The following is a 14717-nucleotide window of genomic DNA, read 5'->3' on the forward strand; positions in this document are numbered from 1 at the left end:
TCGACGCAGGCCGCGCCGTCCCCGCCCCGGGCGGTCGACGATGACGGCGCCGGCCGCACCCCGCACCGGCGACCCGGAACGCGGCACGCTGGACAAGGCCGCACACGAGAACTTCCCCGTGGCCCCGTTCTTCCTGCCCAGGGCCTGGCGCGACGACTTGACGGCCGTCTACGGCTTCGCCCGGCTCGTCGACGACATCGGCGACGGCGACCTGGCGCCCGGCGGCGCCGACGCCGCTCTGCTCGGTGTGTCGGCCGCCGAGGCCGAGGACCGCCTGGTGCTGCTGGACGCCTTCGAGGCCGATCTGAACCGGGTCTTCGGCGTGTTCGACGGCACCCCCCGCCACCCCCTGCTGCGCCGCCTCCAGCCGACCGTGCGCCGTCACGCGCTCACCCCCGAGCCCTTCCTCGGCCTGATCGCCGCCAACCGGCAGGACCAGCTCGTCACCCGCTACGAGACCTACGACGACCTGCTCGCCTACTGCGAACTGTCGGCCAACCCCGTCGGCCGCCTCGTCCTCGCCGTGACCGGCACCTCGACCCCCGAGCGGATCCGGCTCTCCGACGCGATCTGCACCGCACTGCAGATCGTCGAACATCTGCAGGACGTGACCGAGGACCTCGGCCGGGACCGCGTCTATCTGCCCGCCGCGGACATGAAGCGCTTCCACGTCCAGGAAGCCGATCTCGCCACGGGAACCGCGGGCGCGTCGGTGCGCGCGCTGGTCGCGTACGAAGCGCAACGCGCCCGCGATCTCCTGAATGAAGGCGCCCCCCTGGTGGGTAGCGTCCACGGCAGGCTGAGGCTGCTGCTCGCCGGGTTCGTGGCGGGGGGACGGGCGGCGATCGACGCGATCGCCGCCGCCGAATACGACGTACTTCCCGGCCCGCCCAAGCCCGGCAAGCTGAAGTTGCTGCGCGAGGTGGGCGTGACCCTGCGAGGAGAGGGGTGATCCGGACCGTGGAGTCGTCACCGCACGTGTCCGCACCGGTACTCGCCGCCTACGGCTACTGCGAGGCCGTCACCGGACAGCAGGCGCGTAACTTCGCGTACGGCATCAGACTGCTGCCCACGCCCAAGCGCCGCGCGATGTCGGCCCTGTACGCGCTCTCGCGCCGCGTCGACGACATCGGCGACGGCGCGCTGGACGCCGACGTCAAGATCGCCAGGCTCGAGGACACCCGCGCGCTGCTCACCCGGCTGCGCGCGGGCGAGGTCGAGGAGGACGACACCGACCCCGTCGCGGTCGCCCTCGCGCACACGGCCCGGGTCTTCCCGGTCCCGCTGGGCGGGCTGGACGAGCTGATCGACGGCGTGCTGATGGACGTGCGCGGCGAGACCTACGAGACCTGGGACGACCTGAAGGCGTACTGCCGCTGTGTGGCGGGCGCCATCGGGCGGCTCTCGCTCGGGGTGTTCGGCGCCGAGCCCGGGGCGCGCGGCGTCGAGCGCGCGCCGGAGTACGCCGACACCCTCGGGCTCGCGCTCCAGCTCACGAACATCCTCAGAGACGTCCGCGAGGACGCGGCGGGCGGCCGGACCTATCTGCCCGCCGACGACCTCGCCAAGTTCGGCTGCTCGGCCGGGTTCGACGGACCGAAGCCGCCGGAGGGCTCCGACTTCGCGGGCCTCGTCCACTTCGAGGTGCGCCGGGCCCGCACCCTGTTCGCCGAGGGCTACCGGCTGCTCCCCCTGCTCGACCGGCGCAGCGGCGCCTGTGTCGCCGCCATGGCCGGCATCTACCGCCGGCTCCTCGACCGCATCGAGCGCGACCCCGAGGCGGTGCTGCGCGGCCGGGTCTCGCTGCCCGGCCGGGAGAAGGCCTATGTCGCCGTGCGCGGCCTGTCGGGGCTGGACGCCCGGCATGTGTCACGGCGGACCGTCAGGAGGCACCCCTGATGGACGCGTCGGGCGACAAACTGGGCCAAGGTGATTCCACCGGCGAAAAGCGGCGCGCAACCCTCCGGTGCGGCGCGGCGTCCCTGACTGCGACGGCCAGCGGTGCAGAGTTCAAGCACCATGGCCGGCCCGCACGGGAGGGTGCACGATGAACGACGAGCAGCTCGCGGACGCCGAGGGGGCGTCCGGTCCCGCAGGACGAAGCGCGGTCGTCGTCGGGGGCGGGCTCGCCGGCGTGACCGCCGCGCTCGCGCTCGCGGACGCGGGCGTCCGCGTGACGCTGCTCGAAGGCCGGCCCCGGCTGGGCGGCCTGGCCTTCTCCTTTCAGCGCGGCGAACTCACCGTCGACAACGGACAGCACGTCTACCTGCGCTGCTGCACCGCCTACCGCTGGTTCCTCGACCGGATCGAGGGCGCCGCGCTGGCGCCGCTGCAGAAGCGGCTCGACGTGCCCGTCGTCGACCTCGCCAAACCCGCGGGGCGCCGGCTCGGCAGACTGCGGCGCGACCCGCTGCCCGTGCCCCTGCATCTGGGGCGCAGCCTCGCCGCCTATCCGCATCTCTCCCTCGCCGAACGCGCCAGGGTGGGCCGGGCCGCGCTCGCGCTCAAGGGGCTCGACCTCGCCGATCCGGCCCTGGACGCAACCGACTTCGGCAGCTGGCTGACCGCGCACGGCCAGTCGGCGCGCGCCGTCGAAGCCCTGTGGGACCTGGTGGGGGTCGCCACCCTCAACGCGGTCGCGGGCGACTCCTCGCTCGCTCTCGCCGCGATGGTGTTCAAGACCGGTCTGCTGTCCGACCCGGGCGCCGCCGACATCGGCTGGGCGCATGTCCCGCTGGGCGAACTGCACGACCGGCTCGCCCGCAAGGCGCTCGACTCCGCGGGCGTGCGCACCGAGGTCCGTTCACGCGTCACCTCCATCTCTACTGACGGAAACGGGACTTGGCGCGTTCAGGTTCCCGGCGAGACGCTCCGCGCCGACACGGTCGTGCTCGCCGTGCCCCAGCGCGAGACCTACGACCTGCTCCCCGACGGGGCCCTGGACGACGCGCCGCGGCTGCTGGAGATCGGCGTCGCGCCCATCCTCAACGTCCATGTCGTCTACGACCGCAAGGTGCTCGACAAGCCCTTCTTCGCGGCCCTCGGCACCCCCGTGCAGTGGGTCTTCGACCGCACCCACGCCTCCGGGCTGCGCAGCGGCCAGTACCTCGCGCTGTCCCAGTCCGCCGCGCAGGACGAGATCGACACACCCGTCGCCGAACTGCGCGAGCGCTACCTGCCCGAGCTGGAGAGGCTGCTGCCGGGCACCCGCGGCGCCGAGGTGCGGGACTTCTTCGTGACCCGGGAGCGCACGGCGACGTTCGCGCCCGCTCCCGGCGTCGGGCGTCTGCGGCCCGGCGCCCGCACCAAAGCCCCCGGCCTGTACCTGGCCGGAGCGTGGACCGCCACGGGGTGGCCCGCGACCATGGAGAGTGCGGTCCGCAGCGGCGTGAGTGCGGCCGACGCCGCGCTGAGCGCCCTCGGCCGGCCCCGACCCAGCCGACTCTTCGCATTCGAGGAGGCGGCGTGATGCTCGATCAGCACGGCTCGGCACACCCCCGCACCCCCTCCGGTACCGCAACAAGAGGAGAAACTGTGCCCACTGTGCCCCCGGCCATGCCGGCCGCTCGGAGGACGGCGGTGGACGTGACCGCGCTCCTGGAGCGCGGCCGCACCCTGGCCACACCGGTGCTGCGGGCGGCGGTCGACCGTCTGGCGCCGCCCATGGACACGGTCGCCGCCTACCACTTCGGCTGGATCGACGCCCAGGGCAGGCCGACGGACGGCGACGGCGGCAAGGCGGTGCGCCCGGCGCTCGCCGTGCTCTCCGCCGAGGTCGCCGGCGCCGCCCCCGAGGTCGGCATCCCCGGCGCGGTCGCCGTGGAACTGGTGCACAACTTCTCGCTCCTGCACGACGACCTGATGGACGGCGACGAGCAGCGCCGGCACCGCGACACCGTCTGGAAGGTGCACGGCCCCGCCCAGGCCATCCTGGTCGGCGACGCCCTGTTCGCCCTCGCCAACGAGATCCTCCTCGAACTCGGCACGGTCGAGGCGGGCCGCGCGACCCGGCGCCTGACCACCGCCACCCGCGCCCTCATCGACGGCCAGGCCCAGGACATCTCCTACGAGCACCGCGACCGCGTCAGCGTCGAGGAGTGCCTGGAGATGGAGGGCAACAAGACCGGCGCCCTGCTGGCCTGCGCCAGCTCCATCGGCGCCGTGCTCGGCGGCGCGGACGAGGCCGCCGCCGACGCGCTGGAGAAGTACGGCTACCACCTCGGCCTGGCCTTCCAGGCCGTCGACGACCTCCTCGGCATCTGGGGCGACCCGGTCGCCACCGGCAAGCAGACCTGGAGCGACCTGCGCCAGCGCAAGAAGTCCCTGCCCGTGGTGGCCGCGCTCGCGGCGGGCGGCTCCGCCTCCGAACGGCTCGGCGAGATGCTCGCCGCGGACGCCAAGAGCAGCGACTTCGACACCTTCTCCGAGGAGGAGTTCGCGGCCCGCGCCGCGCTGATCGAGGCGGCGGGCGGCCGTGAGTGGACCGCCGAGGAGGCCCGCCGCCAGCACACCGTCGCCCTCGACGCCCTGAACGCCGTCGACATGCCCGAGCAGGTGCGGGCCGAGTTCACGGCGCTCGCCGACTTCGTCGTCGTACGAAAGAGATGATCACTATCGGTCGAATAGCCCTCGCGTAGTCGCCGGCCGGTGTGCGAGGAGAGACGGCACCGGCCGACGGCGGACCCACAGCAGACGCAACGCCATGCACACTGCACGAAGGGGAAGCCATGACAGCGACGACCGACGGAAGCACCGGGGCACTGCCGCCCCGCGCTGCCGCGGCCAGCGAAACCGACATCACCATCCCCGTGGCGGCCGGGGTACAAGAAGCCGCCGCCCGCGCCATGCAACGCGCCACCGACTTCCTGCTCGCCCGACAGGACGCCGAAGGCTGGTGGAAGGGCGACCTCGAGACGAACGTCACCATGGACGCCGAGGACCTGCTGCTGCGCCAGTTCCTGGGCATCCGGGACGAGGAGACCACCCGGGCCACCGCCCTCTTCGTCCGCGGCGAGCAGCGCGAGGACGGCACCTGGGCCACCTTCTACGGCGGCCCGCCCGACCTCTCCGCCACCATCGAGGCGTACGTCGCCCTCCGCCTGGACGGCGACGCCCCCGACGCCCCGCACATGGAGAAGGCCGCCGCCTGGATCCGCGACCGGGGAGGCATCGCCGGCGCCCGGGTCTTCACCCGGATCTGGCTGGCCCTGTTCGGCTGGTGGAAGTGGGAGGACCTGCCCGAACTCCCGCCGGAACTCCTGTACTTCCCCCGCTGGTTCCCGCTCAGCATCTACAACTTCGGCTGCTGGGCCCGCCAGACGATCGTGCCGCTCACCGTCGTGTCGGCGAAGCGCCCGGTGCGCCCGGCGCCGTTCCCGCTCGACGAGCTGCACACCGACCCCGCGCACCCCAATCCGCCCAGGCCGCTCGCGCCGGTGAACACCTGGGACGGGCTCTTCCAGCGGCTCGACAAGGTGGTGCGCGGCTACCGGTCGGTCGCGGTGCGCCGGCTGCGCAAGGCGGCCCTGAACTCCGCCGCCCGCTGGATCATCGAGCGCCAGGAGAACGACGGCTGCTGGGGCGGGATCCAGCCGCCCGCCGTGTACTCGGTGATCGCCCTGCATCTGCTCGGCTACGACCTTCAGCACCCGGTGATGCGGGCCGGGCTGGAGTCCCTCGACCGGTACGCCGTGCGGCGCGAGGACGGCGCCCGGATGATCGAGGCCTGCCAGTCGCCGGTGTGGGACACCTGCCTGGCGACCATCGCGCTCGCCGACGCGGGGCTCCCCGCCGACCATCCGCAACTGGTCAAGGCCGCCGACTGGATGCTCGGCGAGCAGGTCGTGCGCCCCGGCGACTGGTCGGTGCGCCGGCCCGGACTGCCGCCCGGCGGCTGGGCGTTCGAGTTCCACAACGACAACTACCCCGACATCGACGACACCGCCGAGGTGGTCCTCGCGCTGCGCCGGGTCGAGCACCACGACCCGGAGCGGATGGAGCGGGCCATCGCGCGCGGGGTGCGCTGGAACCTCGGGATGCAGTCCAGGAACGGCGGGTGGGGCGCCTTCGACGTCGACAACACCAGCCCGTTCCCCAACCGGCTGCCGTTCTGCGACTTCGGCGAGGTCATCGACCCGCCCTCGGCCGACGTCACCGCGCACGTCGTGGAGATGCTGGCGGTCGAGGGCCTCTCGCACGATCCGCGCACCCGGCGCGGCATCGAGTGGCTGCTGGCCGAACAGGAGCCGGACGGCTCGTGGTTCGGGCGCTGGGGCGTCAACTACGTCTACGGCACCGGCTCGGTGGTGCCGGCCCTCGTCGCGGCCGGCCTGCCCGCCCGGCACCCCGCGATCAGGGCGGCCGTCGGCTGGCTGGAGCGGATGCAGAACGACGACGGCGGCTGGGGCGAGGACCTGCGCTCCTACCAGGACGCCGCCCGCTTCAGCGCCCGCGGCGCCTCGACGGCCTCCCAGACGGCCTGGGCGCTCATGGCGCTGCTGGCGGCCGGCGAGCAGGACTCCAAGACCGTCGAGCGGGGCATCGCATGGCTGGCGCAGACCCAGCGGGAGGACGGCTCCTGGGACGAGCCCTACTTCACCGGCACCGGCTTCCCGTGGGACTTCTCGATCAACTACCACCTCTACCGGCAGGTCTTCCCGCTGACCGCGCTCGGCCGGTATGTGCACGGGGAACCGTTCACCAAGAAGCCCGCATCGCACGCGGCTTCCGCCGAGGCCAAGGGGAGCTGATGAGCACACAGCCCGTCCCGGCCCCGCTGCTGATCGCCTGCGCGCTCGGCATCGAGCAGCTCGCCCTGCGCATGGGCGACCGCAGCGGGGCGGACGGGCCGGTCACCGTCCTGCGGACGGGCATGGGACCGAAGGCGGCGGAGCGCTCCGTCACCGGGGTCCTGGCCGACCCGGTGCTGGCCGGTGCGGCCGTGCTGGCCACCGGGTTCTGCGCCGGGCTCGCCCCCGGCATGCACCCCGGCGACCTGGTCGTCGCCGAGGAGACCCGCGACCCGCGCGGCAGTGTCCCCTGCGTCGGCACCGAACTGCTCGTCAAGGAGCTCGTGCGCACCCTGCCCGGACGGACCGTCCACACCGGGCCCCTGACCGGCTCCGACCACGTCGTGCGCGGCGCTGAGCGGGCGGACCTGCTCGCGACCGGCGCAATCGCGGTCGACATGGAGTCCGCGGCCACGCTCCTGAGCGCCGTGCGCACCGAACTGCGCCCGGTTGCGGCCGTCCGGGTGGTCGTGGACGCTCCAGAACATGAACTCGTCCGGATCGGCACGGTGCGCGGTGGAATATCGGCTTTCCATGTTCTTCGTTCCGTCCTGCCTGCTTTTTTCGAATGGCACCGTAATGTTCTGCTCCCCCGGAGGTGAGCCACATGGCCATGCCGCTGCGCCAGTCCATCAAGGTCGCTACATATCTGGCCGAACAGAAGCTCCGCAAGCGGGACAAGTTCCCGCTCATCGTCGAACTGGAACCCCTCTTCGCCTGCAACCTCAAGTGCGAGGGCTGCGGCAAGATCCAGCACCCGGCCGGGGTGCTCAAGCAGCGCATGCCGGTCGCCCAGGCCGTGGGCGCGGTGCTGGAGTCCGGTGCGCCGATGGTGTCCATCGCGGGCGGTGAGCCCCTGATGCACCCTCAGATCGACGAGATCGTCCGGCAGTTGGTGGCGAAGCGCAAGTACGTCTTCCTCTGCACCAACGCCATGCTGCTGCGCAAGAAGATGGAGAAGTTCACTCCGTCCCCGTACTTCGCGTTCGCCGTGCACATCGACGGGCTGCGCGAGCGGCACGACGAGTCGGTGGCCAAGGAGGGCGTGTTCGACGAGGCCGTGGAGGCGATCAAGGAGGCCAAGCGGCGCGGCTTCCGGGTCACCACCAACTCGACCTTCTTCAACACCGACACCCCGCAGACCATCATCGAGGTCCTCAACTTCCTCAACGACGACCTCAAGGTCGACGAGATGATGATCTCGCCCGCCTACGCCTACGAGAAGGCGCCCGACCAGGAGCACTTCCTGGGCGTGGAGCAGACCCGCGAGCTGTTCAAGAAGGCCTTCGCGGGCGGCAATCGGCGCAAGTGGCGGCTCAACCACTCCCCGCTCTTCCTGGACTTCCTGGAGGGCAAGGTCGACTTCCCGTGCACCGCCTGGGCGATCCCGAACTACTCGCTCTTCGGCTGGCAGCGCCCCTGCTACCTGATGAGCGACGGGTATGTGCCGACGTACCGGGAGCTGATCGAGGACACCGACTGGGACAAGTACGGCCGTGGCAAGGACCCGCGCTGCGCCAACTGCATGGCGCACTGCGGCTATGAGCCCACCGCCGTCCTCGCCACCATGGGCTCGCTCAAGGAGTCCCTGCGGGCCATGCGGGAGACCATCAGCGGAAACCGGGAGTGACGGCCGTGACCGCAGTCTCCCTGGGCGTCCCCGGGATGCCGCTGCGGCCGGTGGCGTCGCGACGCGAGTCGCGGCGCATCCAGGTCGGTCCGGTGGCGGTCGGGGGCGGCGCCCCGGTGTCGGTGCAGTCGATGACGACGACGCGTACGTCGGACATCGGCGCGACCCTGCAGCAGATCGCGGAACTCACCGCCTCCGGCTGCCAGATCGTCCGCGTCGCCTGTCCCACCCAGGACGACGCGGACGCCCTGGCGACCATCGCCCGCAAGTCGCAGATCCCGGTGATCGCCGACATCCACTTCCAGCCCAAGTACGTGTTCGCGGCGATCGAGGCGGGCTGTGCGGCGGTCCGGGTGAATCCCGGCAACATCAAGCAGTTCGACGACAAGGTGCGGGAGATCGCCCGTGCGGCGAAGGACCACGGCACCCCGATCCGGATCGGGGTGAACGCGGGCTCGTTGGACCGGCGGCTGCTGCAGAAGTACGGCAAGGCGACGCCGGAAGCCCTGGTGGAGAGCGCGCTGTGGGAGGCGTCGCTCTTCGAGGAGCACGGCTTCCGGGACATCAAGATCTCCGTCAAGCACAACGACCCGGTCGTGATGATCGAGGCCTACCGCCAGCTCGCCGCCCAGTGCGACTACCCGCTGCACCTGGGCGTCACGGAGGCCGGCCCCGCGTTCCAGGGCACGATCAAGTCGGCGGTGGCCTTCGGCGCGCTGCTCTCGCAGGGCATCGGCGACACCATCCGGGTGTCGCTGTCCGCGCCGCCGGTGGAAGAGGTCAAGGTCGGCATCCAGATCCTGCAGTCCCTGAACCTCAAGGAACGGCGGCTGGAGATCGTCTCCTGTCCGTCCTGCGGGCGGGCCCAGGTGGACGTCTACAAGCTGGCCGACGAGGTCACGGCCGGCCTGGAAGGCATGGAGGTCCCGTTGCGGGTCGCCGTCATGGGGTGTGTGGTCAACGGCCCCGGCGAGGCGCGCGAGGCCGATCTGGGGGTCGCCTCCGGCAACGGCAAGGGGCAGATCTTCGTGAAGGGCGAGGTCGTCAAGACCGTCCCCGAGTCGAAGATCGTGGAGACCCTGATCGAAGAGGCGATGAAGATCGCCGAGCAGATGGAACAGGACGGCGTCACGGCGGGGGAGCCGGCCGTCACCGTGAGTTGAACAGCACGGACCTAAGGGGGCCCGACGTGACGATCCTGGAGAACATCCGGCAACCACGCGACCTGAAGGCGCTGTCCGAGCCGGAGCTCGGCGAACTGTCCGAAGAGATAAGGGAGTTCCTGGTGCACGCGGTCGCCAGGACCGGCGGGCATCTGGGGCCCAACCTGGGCGTGGTGGAACTGAGCCTCGCCCTCCACCGGGTCTTCGAGTCGCCGCTCGACCGCATCCTGTGGGACACCGGCCACCAGAGCTATGTGCACAAGCTCCTGACAGGGCGTCAGGACTTCTCCAAGCTGCGCGGCAAGGGCGGCCTGTCCGGCTATCCCTCCCGCGAGGAGTCCGAGCACGACGTCATCGAGAACAGCCACGCGTCCACCGCGCTCGGCTGGGCCGACGGCCTCGCCAAGGCCCGCCAGGTGCTCGGCGAGAAGGGCCATGTGGTCGCCGTCATCGGCGACGGCGCGCTCACCGGGGGCATGGCCTGGGAGGCGCTGAACAACATCGCGGCCGCCAAGGACCGGCCGCTGATCATCGTCGTCAACGACAACGAGCGCTCCTACGCGCCCACCATCGGCGGCCTCGCCAACCACCTGGCGACCCTGCGCACCACCGACGGCTACGAGAAGGTGCTCGCCTGGGGGAAGGACGTACTGCTGCGCACCCCGGTCGTCGGCCACACCGTGTACGAGTCGCTGCACGGCGCGAAGAAGGGCTTCAAGGACGCGTTCGCCCCGCAGGGCATGTTCGAGGACCTCGGCCTGAAGTACGTCGGCCCGATCGACGGCCACGACGTCAAGGCCGTCGAGTCCGCGCTGCGCCGGGCCAAGCGCTTCCACGGGCCGGTGCTGGTGCACTGCCTGACCGAGAAGGGGCGCGGCTACGAGCCCGCCCTCGCGCACGAGGAGGACCACTTCCACACCGTCGGCGCGATGGACCCCCTCACCTGCGCGCCGCTCAGCCCGGCCGGCGGGCCGTCCTGGACGTCCGTCTTCGGCGACGAGATCGTGGCGATCGGCGAGGAACGCGACGACGTCGTGGCGATCACCGCCGCGATGCTGCACCCGGTGGGGCTCGGCAGGTTCGCCGAACGCTTCCCGGACCGCGTGTGGGACGTCGGCATAGCCGAGCAGCACGCGGCCGTCAGCGCGGCGGGACTGGCCACCGGCGGCCTGCACCCGGTCGTCGCCGTCTACGCCACGTTCCTCAACCGCGCCTTCGACCAGCTGCTGATGGACGTGGCCCTGCACCGCTGCGGGGTCACGTTCGTGCTGGACCGGGCCGGGGTCACCGGCGTCGACGGCGCGTCCCACAACGGCATGTGGGACCTGTCCGTCCTCCAGGTCGTGCCAGGGCTCAGGATCGCCGCCCCGCGCGACGCCGAGCAGTTGCGCGCCCAACTGCGCGAGGCCGTCGCGGTGGACGACGCGCCGACCCTGGTCCGCTTCCCGAAGGAGTCGGTCGGACCGGAGGTGCCGGCCGTCGGCCGGGTCGGCGGCATGGACGTGCTGCACCGGGGAGAGCGGGCGGACGTGCTGCTGGTGGCCGTCGGCGTGATGGCGCCGGTCTGTCTGCAGGCCGCCGAGCTGCTGGCCGCCCGGGGCATCGGCTGCACGGTCGTCGACCCCCGCTGGGTCAAACCCGTCGACCCCGCCCTGCCCGGCCTCGCCGCCGAGCACGCTCTGGTGGCCGTGGTCGAGGACAACAGCCGGGCCGCCGGCGTCGGATCGGCGGTCGCGCTGGCCCTGGGCGACGCCGAAGTCGACGTGCCCGTACGGCGGTTCGGCATCCCGGAGCAGTTCCTCGCGCACGCCAAGCGCGCCGAGGTGCTCGCCGACATCGGCCTCACGCCGGTCGAGATCGCCGGCCGGATCGGCGCGAGCCTGGCCGTCAAGGACGTCAAGGAGAAAGCGGAATGACCACGGAGTTCGACCTCGGCGCGCTCCTCGCCGAGCGCGGAGCCGAGCGCTACGAGCTGCACGCCAGACACCTCAACCACCAACTGCCGCGCATGCTGCACACCATCGGCTTCGACAAGGTCTACGAACGCGGCGAGGGCGCCTACTTCTGGGACGCGGACGGCGACGACTACCTGGACATGCTCGCCGGGTTCGGGGTGATGGGCCTGGGCCGCCACCACCCCGTGGTCCGCAAGGCGCTGCACGACGTCCTCGACGCCTCCCTCGCCGACCTCACCCGCTTCGACTGCCAGCCGCTGCCCGGGCTGCTGGCCGAGAAGCTGCTCGCGCACAGCCCGCACTTGGACCGGGTGTTCTTCGGCAACAGCGGCACCGAGGCCGTGGAGACCGCGCTGAAGTTCGCCCGGTACGCCACCGGCAGGCCGAGGGTCCTGTACTGCGACCACGCCTTCCACGGGCTCACCACGGGTTCGCTGTCGGTCAACGGCGAGTCCGGCTTCCGGGACGGGTTCGCGCCCCTGCTGCCCGACACGGCCGTCCCTCTCGGCGATCTCGACGCCCTGGCCCGGGAGTTGAAGAAGGGGGACGTCGCCGCCCTGATCGTCGAGCCGATCCAGGGCAAGGGGGTGCTGGAGGCGCCGCCCGGCTATCTGCGGGCCGCGCAGGAACTGCTGCACCGGCACAAGGCGCTGCTCGTCGTCGACGAGGTCCAGACCGGGCTCGGCCGCACCGGTGACTTCTACGCCTACCAGCACGAGGACGGCGTCGAACCGGACCTGGTGTGCGTGGCCAAGGCGCTGTCCGGGGGATATGTGCCGGTCGGGGCCACCCTCGGCAAGGACTGGATCTTCAAGAAGGTCTACTCGTCGATGGACCGGGTGCTGGTGCACTCGGCGAGCTTCGGCTCCAACGCCCAGGCCATGGCGGCCGGGCTCGCCGTGCTGTCCGTCATGGAGAACGAGCAGATCGTCGCGAACGCCCGCGCCACCGGCGAACTGCTCAGGTCCCGGCTCGCCGCCCTGACCGACGAGTACGAGCTGCTGGCCGACGTCCGCGGCCGGGGCCTGATGATCGGCATCGAGTTCGGCCGGCCCAGGTCGCTGAAGCTGCGCAGCCGTTGGACCATGCTGCAGGCGGCCCGCAAGGGACTGTTCGCGCAGATGGTGGTCGTACCGCTGCTGCAACGGCACCGGATCCTCACCCAGGTCTCCGGCGACCACCTGGAGGTGATCAAGCTGATCCCGCCGTTGATCATCGGCGAGCGGGAGGTCGACCGGTTCGTCGACGCCTTCACGGCCGTGATGGACGACGCGCACAGCGGCGGCGGCCTGATGTGGGACTTCAGCAAGACGCTGGTCAAGCAGGCGGTCGCCAACCGCTGACGGCGCCCGCGCCGCCGCCCGGCCGCGGATTTTGCCTCTGGGGCAAGAGATTTGCCGCAGAGGCAATTTCGGCGTCCAATGAGGGCATGAACTCGCCCGAACCGGAGGCGCTTCCCGTCGTCGCCCCTCAGCTGCGCGCCCTGCGCCGCCGGGCCGCCCTCACCCTGGAGGCCGCGGCCTCCGTCGCCGGGCTGTCGCCCGCGCACCTGTCCCGGCTGGAGACCGGGCAGCGGCAGCCCTCGCTGCCGATGCTGCTCGCGCTCGCCCGCATCTACGGTACGACCGTCTCGGAGCTGCTCGGCGAGACCGTCGCCGACCGGGACGCCATCGTACGCGCCGACGCCATGGAGCCGACCCACGCGGGCGGCTGGACCTACTGGCAGGCCGGCGCCTCCGGGCGCGGGATGCAGGCCCTGCGCGTCCATGTGCCGTACGGCTCCCAGGGCGACATCGTGCGCGTGCATCCCGGCGAGGAGTGGCTGCACGTCCTGCGGGGGCGGCTGCGGCTGCGCCTCGGCGACACCGCCGACCTGCTCGGGCCCGGGGACAGCGCGCACTTCGACTCGCTGACCCCGCACCGCCTCGCCGCGCAGGACGCCGACGGCGTCGAGCTCCTCTTCGTGCACACCCTGCTGCAGAGCCCCACGGCCACCCTGTGCCTGGGCCCCGACCCGTCCCGGACCGGAGTGACGTCATGAGCAACCTCGAGGACAAGTTCCCGCGCGCCCTCTGGATCCGCCTGATCATCTACATCGCGGTCGGGCATCTCTTCGCGGCGTTCCTCTGGCTGCTGTTCGAGGCGGGCGCCAACCAGTAGGCCGACCAGCAGGCCGACGAGGATCCGGCCGGCCGGTCGGTCGGCCGGTCGGCCGGTCGGCTCAGTCGAGCAGTCGCTCCCGCAGCCGCTCGCGGGTCTCGGGGGAGAGCCCGAGGCCCTGCTCCAGGTAGGCGTCGACACTGCCCCAGGTCTCCTCCATGGTGTCGAAGGCCGCGGTGAGGTACTCCGCGCGGGCCTCGAACAGGGGGCTGAGCAGTTCCATGACCTCGGGGGAGTAGGCCTCGTCGGAGCCGGCGCTGCGCCGCACCTTGTAGCGGCGGTGCTTGGCGTTGGACTCCAGATAGTCGGCGACGATCGCCTCGCGCTCCACGCCCAGGGCGAGCAGCGTCACCGCGATGGACAGGCCCGCGCGGTCCTTGCCCGCCGCGCAGTGCATCAGGGCCGGGACGCTGTCCTCGGCGAGCGAGTCCAGCACGCGCGCGTGCTCGGCCGTGCGCTCCTTGACGATCCTGCGGTACGAGGCGATCATCCGGCCCGCGGCCTTGCCGTCGGCGAGGATCTCGCGCAGCTGGTCGAGGTGTCCGTCCCGGACCATCTTCCAGAACTCGGCGCCGTCCGCCGGGTCCGACAGGGGCAGGTTCACATTGCGCACGCCCGGCAGTGCGACGTCCGGGCCCTCCAGCTTCTGGTCCGCGGCGTTGCGGAAGTCGAAGATCGTGTGCAGGCCGAGGCCGGAGAGGAACGCGGCGTCGTCGTCGGTCGCGTGCGCGAGATGCCCGCTGCGGAACAGGACGCCGTGCCGTACGCGCCGGCCGTCGACGGTCGGCAGACCGCCCACGTCCCGGAAGTTGCGCACGCCGGCCAGCTCGGGCTCGGTCGACGGGATCTGCTGCGTCACGGGTGCCCCTTCCTGTCGGTCTCCGTCGGCGCGGCTCGGGTGGCCGACGGGACACCTCCTAGGACGATACGACATGGATTCCCCGGGCAACGGGTTGTCCACAGGCCGGCCGACCGGACGTCCGCCCAGGTGAAGCCTTGTCCCGTGGACCCGGCGGACGCT

14 protein-coding genes are annotated in these 14717 nt (G+C 71.8%); 13 read left to right on the forward strand and 1 reads right to left on the reverse strand.

Annotated elements, in window-relative coordinates; genetic code table 11:
- Positions 1-40: 40 nt before the first annotated feature.
- From hpnC to ACWCPF_RS13460, 13 genes are all read left to right on the forward strand, one after another.
- Positions 41-952, forward strand: a complete 912-nt coding sequence (hpnC, locus tag ACWCPF_RS13400; protein ID WP_451045119.1) for a squalene synthase HpnC — start codon at positions 41-43, stop codon at positions 950-952.
- Positions 949-1899: a presqualene diphosphate synthase HpnD gene (hpnD, locus tag ACWCPF_RS13405; protein WP_451045120.1), complete on the forward strand. Its 951-nt coding sequence runs from the start codon at positions 949-951 to the stop codon at positions 1897-1899. Before hpnC ends, hpnD begins: the two co-directional genes overlap by 4 nt.
- Entirely contained in the window at positions 1899-2051 is a 153-nt protein-coding gene (locus ACWCPF_RS13410) for a DUF6380 family protein (protein ID WP_451045121.1), read from the forward strand. Before hpnD ends, ACWCPF_RS13410 begins: the two co-directional genes overlap by 1 nt.
- Complete coding sequence (gene hpnE / locus ACWCPF_RS13415; protein WP_451045122.1) at positions 2048-3469, forward strand: hydroxysqualene dehydroxylase HpnE; 1422 nt, start codon at positions 2048-2050, stop codon at positions 3467-3469. The genes ACWCPF_RS13410 and hpnE overlap by 4 nt, the downstream gene beginning before the upstream one ends.
- A complete protein-coding gene (locus tag ACWCPF_RS13420; protein ID WP_451045123.1) occupies positions 3469-4608 on the forward strand; it encodes a polyprenyl synthetase family protein in 1140 nt (379 codons plus the stop codon). The genes hpnE and ACWCPF_RS13420 overlap by 1 nt, the downstream gene beginning before the upstream one ends.
- 119 nt (positions 4609-4727) lie before the next feature.
- Positions 4728-6749: a squalene--hopene cyclase gene (gene shc, locus ACWCPF_RS13425; RefSeq protein ID WP_451045124.1), complete on the forward strand. Its 2022-nt coding sequence runs from the start codon at positions 4728-4730 to the stop codon at positions 6747-6749.
- On the forward strand, positions 6749-7390 hold the full coding sequence (locus tag ACWCPF_RS13430) for a phosphorylase family protein (protein ID WP_451045125.1): 642 nt from the start codon (positions 6749-6751) through the stop codon (positions 7388-7390). Before shc ends, ACWCPF_RS13430 begins: the two co-directional genes overlap by 1 nt.
- A 5-nt stretch (positions 7391-7395) precedes the next feature.
- Positions 7396-8418 carry an adenosyl-hopene transferase HpnH gene (gene hpnH / locus ACWCPF_RS13435; RefSeq protein WP_451045126.1) on the forward strand — a complete coding sequence of 341 codons (1023 nt, stop codon included), beginning with the start codon at positions 7396-7398 and terminating at the stop codon, positions 8416-8418.
- A gap of 5 nt (positions 8419-8423) precedes the next feature.
- Positions 8424-9581, forward strand: coding sequence for a flavodoxin-dependent (E)-4-hydroxy-3-methylbut-2-enyl-diphosphate synthase (ispG, locus tag ACWCPF_RS13440; protein WP_451045127.1), 1158 nt, complete (start codon positions 8424-8426; stop codon positions 9579-9581).
- Between the two features lie 26 nt (positions 9582-9607).
- Positions 9608-11497 (forward strand): 1-deoxy-D-xylulose-5-phosphate synthase, encoded by a 1890-nt coding sequence (dxs, locus tag ACWCPF_RS13445; RefSeq protein WP_451045128.1) that lies wholly within the window; start codon positions 9608-9610, stop codon positions 11495-11497.
- Entirely contained in the window at positions 11494-12879 is a 1386-nt protein-coding gene (locus tag ACWCPF_RS13450; protein WP_451045129.1) for an aspartate aminotransferase family protein, read from the forward strand. Before dxs ends, ACWCPF_RS13450 begins: the two co-directional genes overlap by 4 nt.
- Positions 12880-12965: 86 nt before the next feature.
- Positions 12966-13577: a helix-turn-helix domain-containing protein gene (locus ACWCPF_RS13455; protein ID WP_451045130.1), complete on the forward strand. Its 612-nt coding sequence runs from the start codon at positions 12966-12968 to the stop codon at positions 13575-13577.
- Positions 13574-13696: a DUF6126 family protein gene (locus ACWCPF_RS13460; RefSeq protein WP_451045131.1), complete on the forward strand. Its 123-nt coding sequence runs from the start codon at positions 13574-13576 to the stop codon at positions 13694-13696. Before ACWCPF_RS13455 ends, ACWCPF_RS13460 begins: the two co-directional genes overlap by 4 nt.
- Before the next feature lie 61 nt (positions 13697-13757).
- Here ACWCPF_RS13460 and ACWCPF_RS13465 read toward each other — a convergent pair whose 3' ends face one another.
- Positions 13758-14555 (reverse strand): tyrosine-protein phosphatase, encoded by a 798-nt coding sequence (locus ACWCPF_RS13465; protein ID WP_451045132.1) that lies wholly within the window; start codon positions 14553-14555, stop codon positions 13758-13760.
- Positions 14556-14717 lie beyond the last annotated feature (162 nt).

Source organism: Streptomyces sp. NPDC001858, from assembly GCF_053594615.1.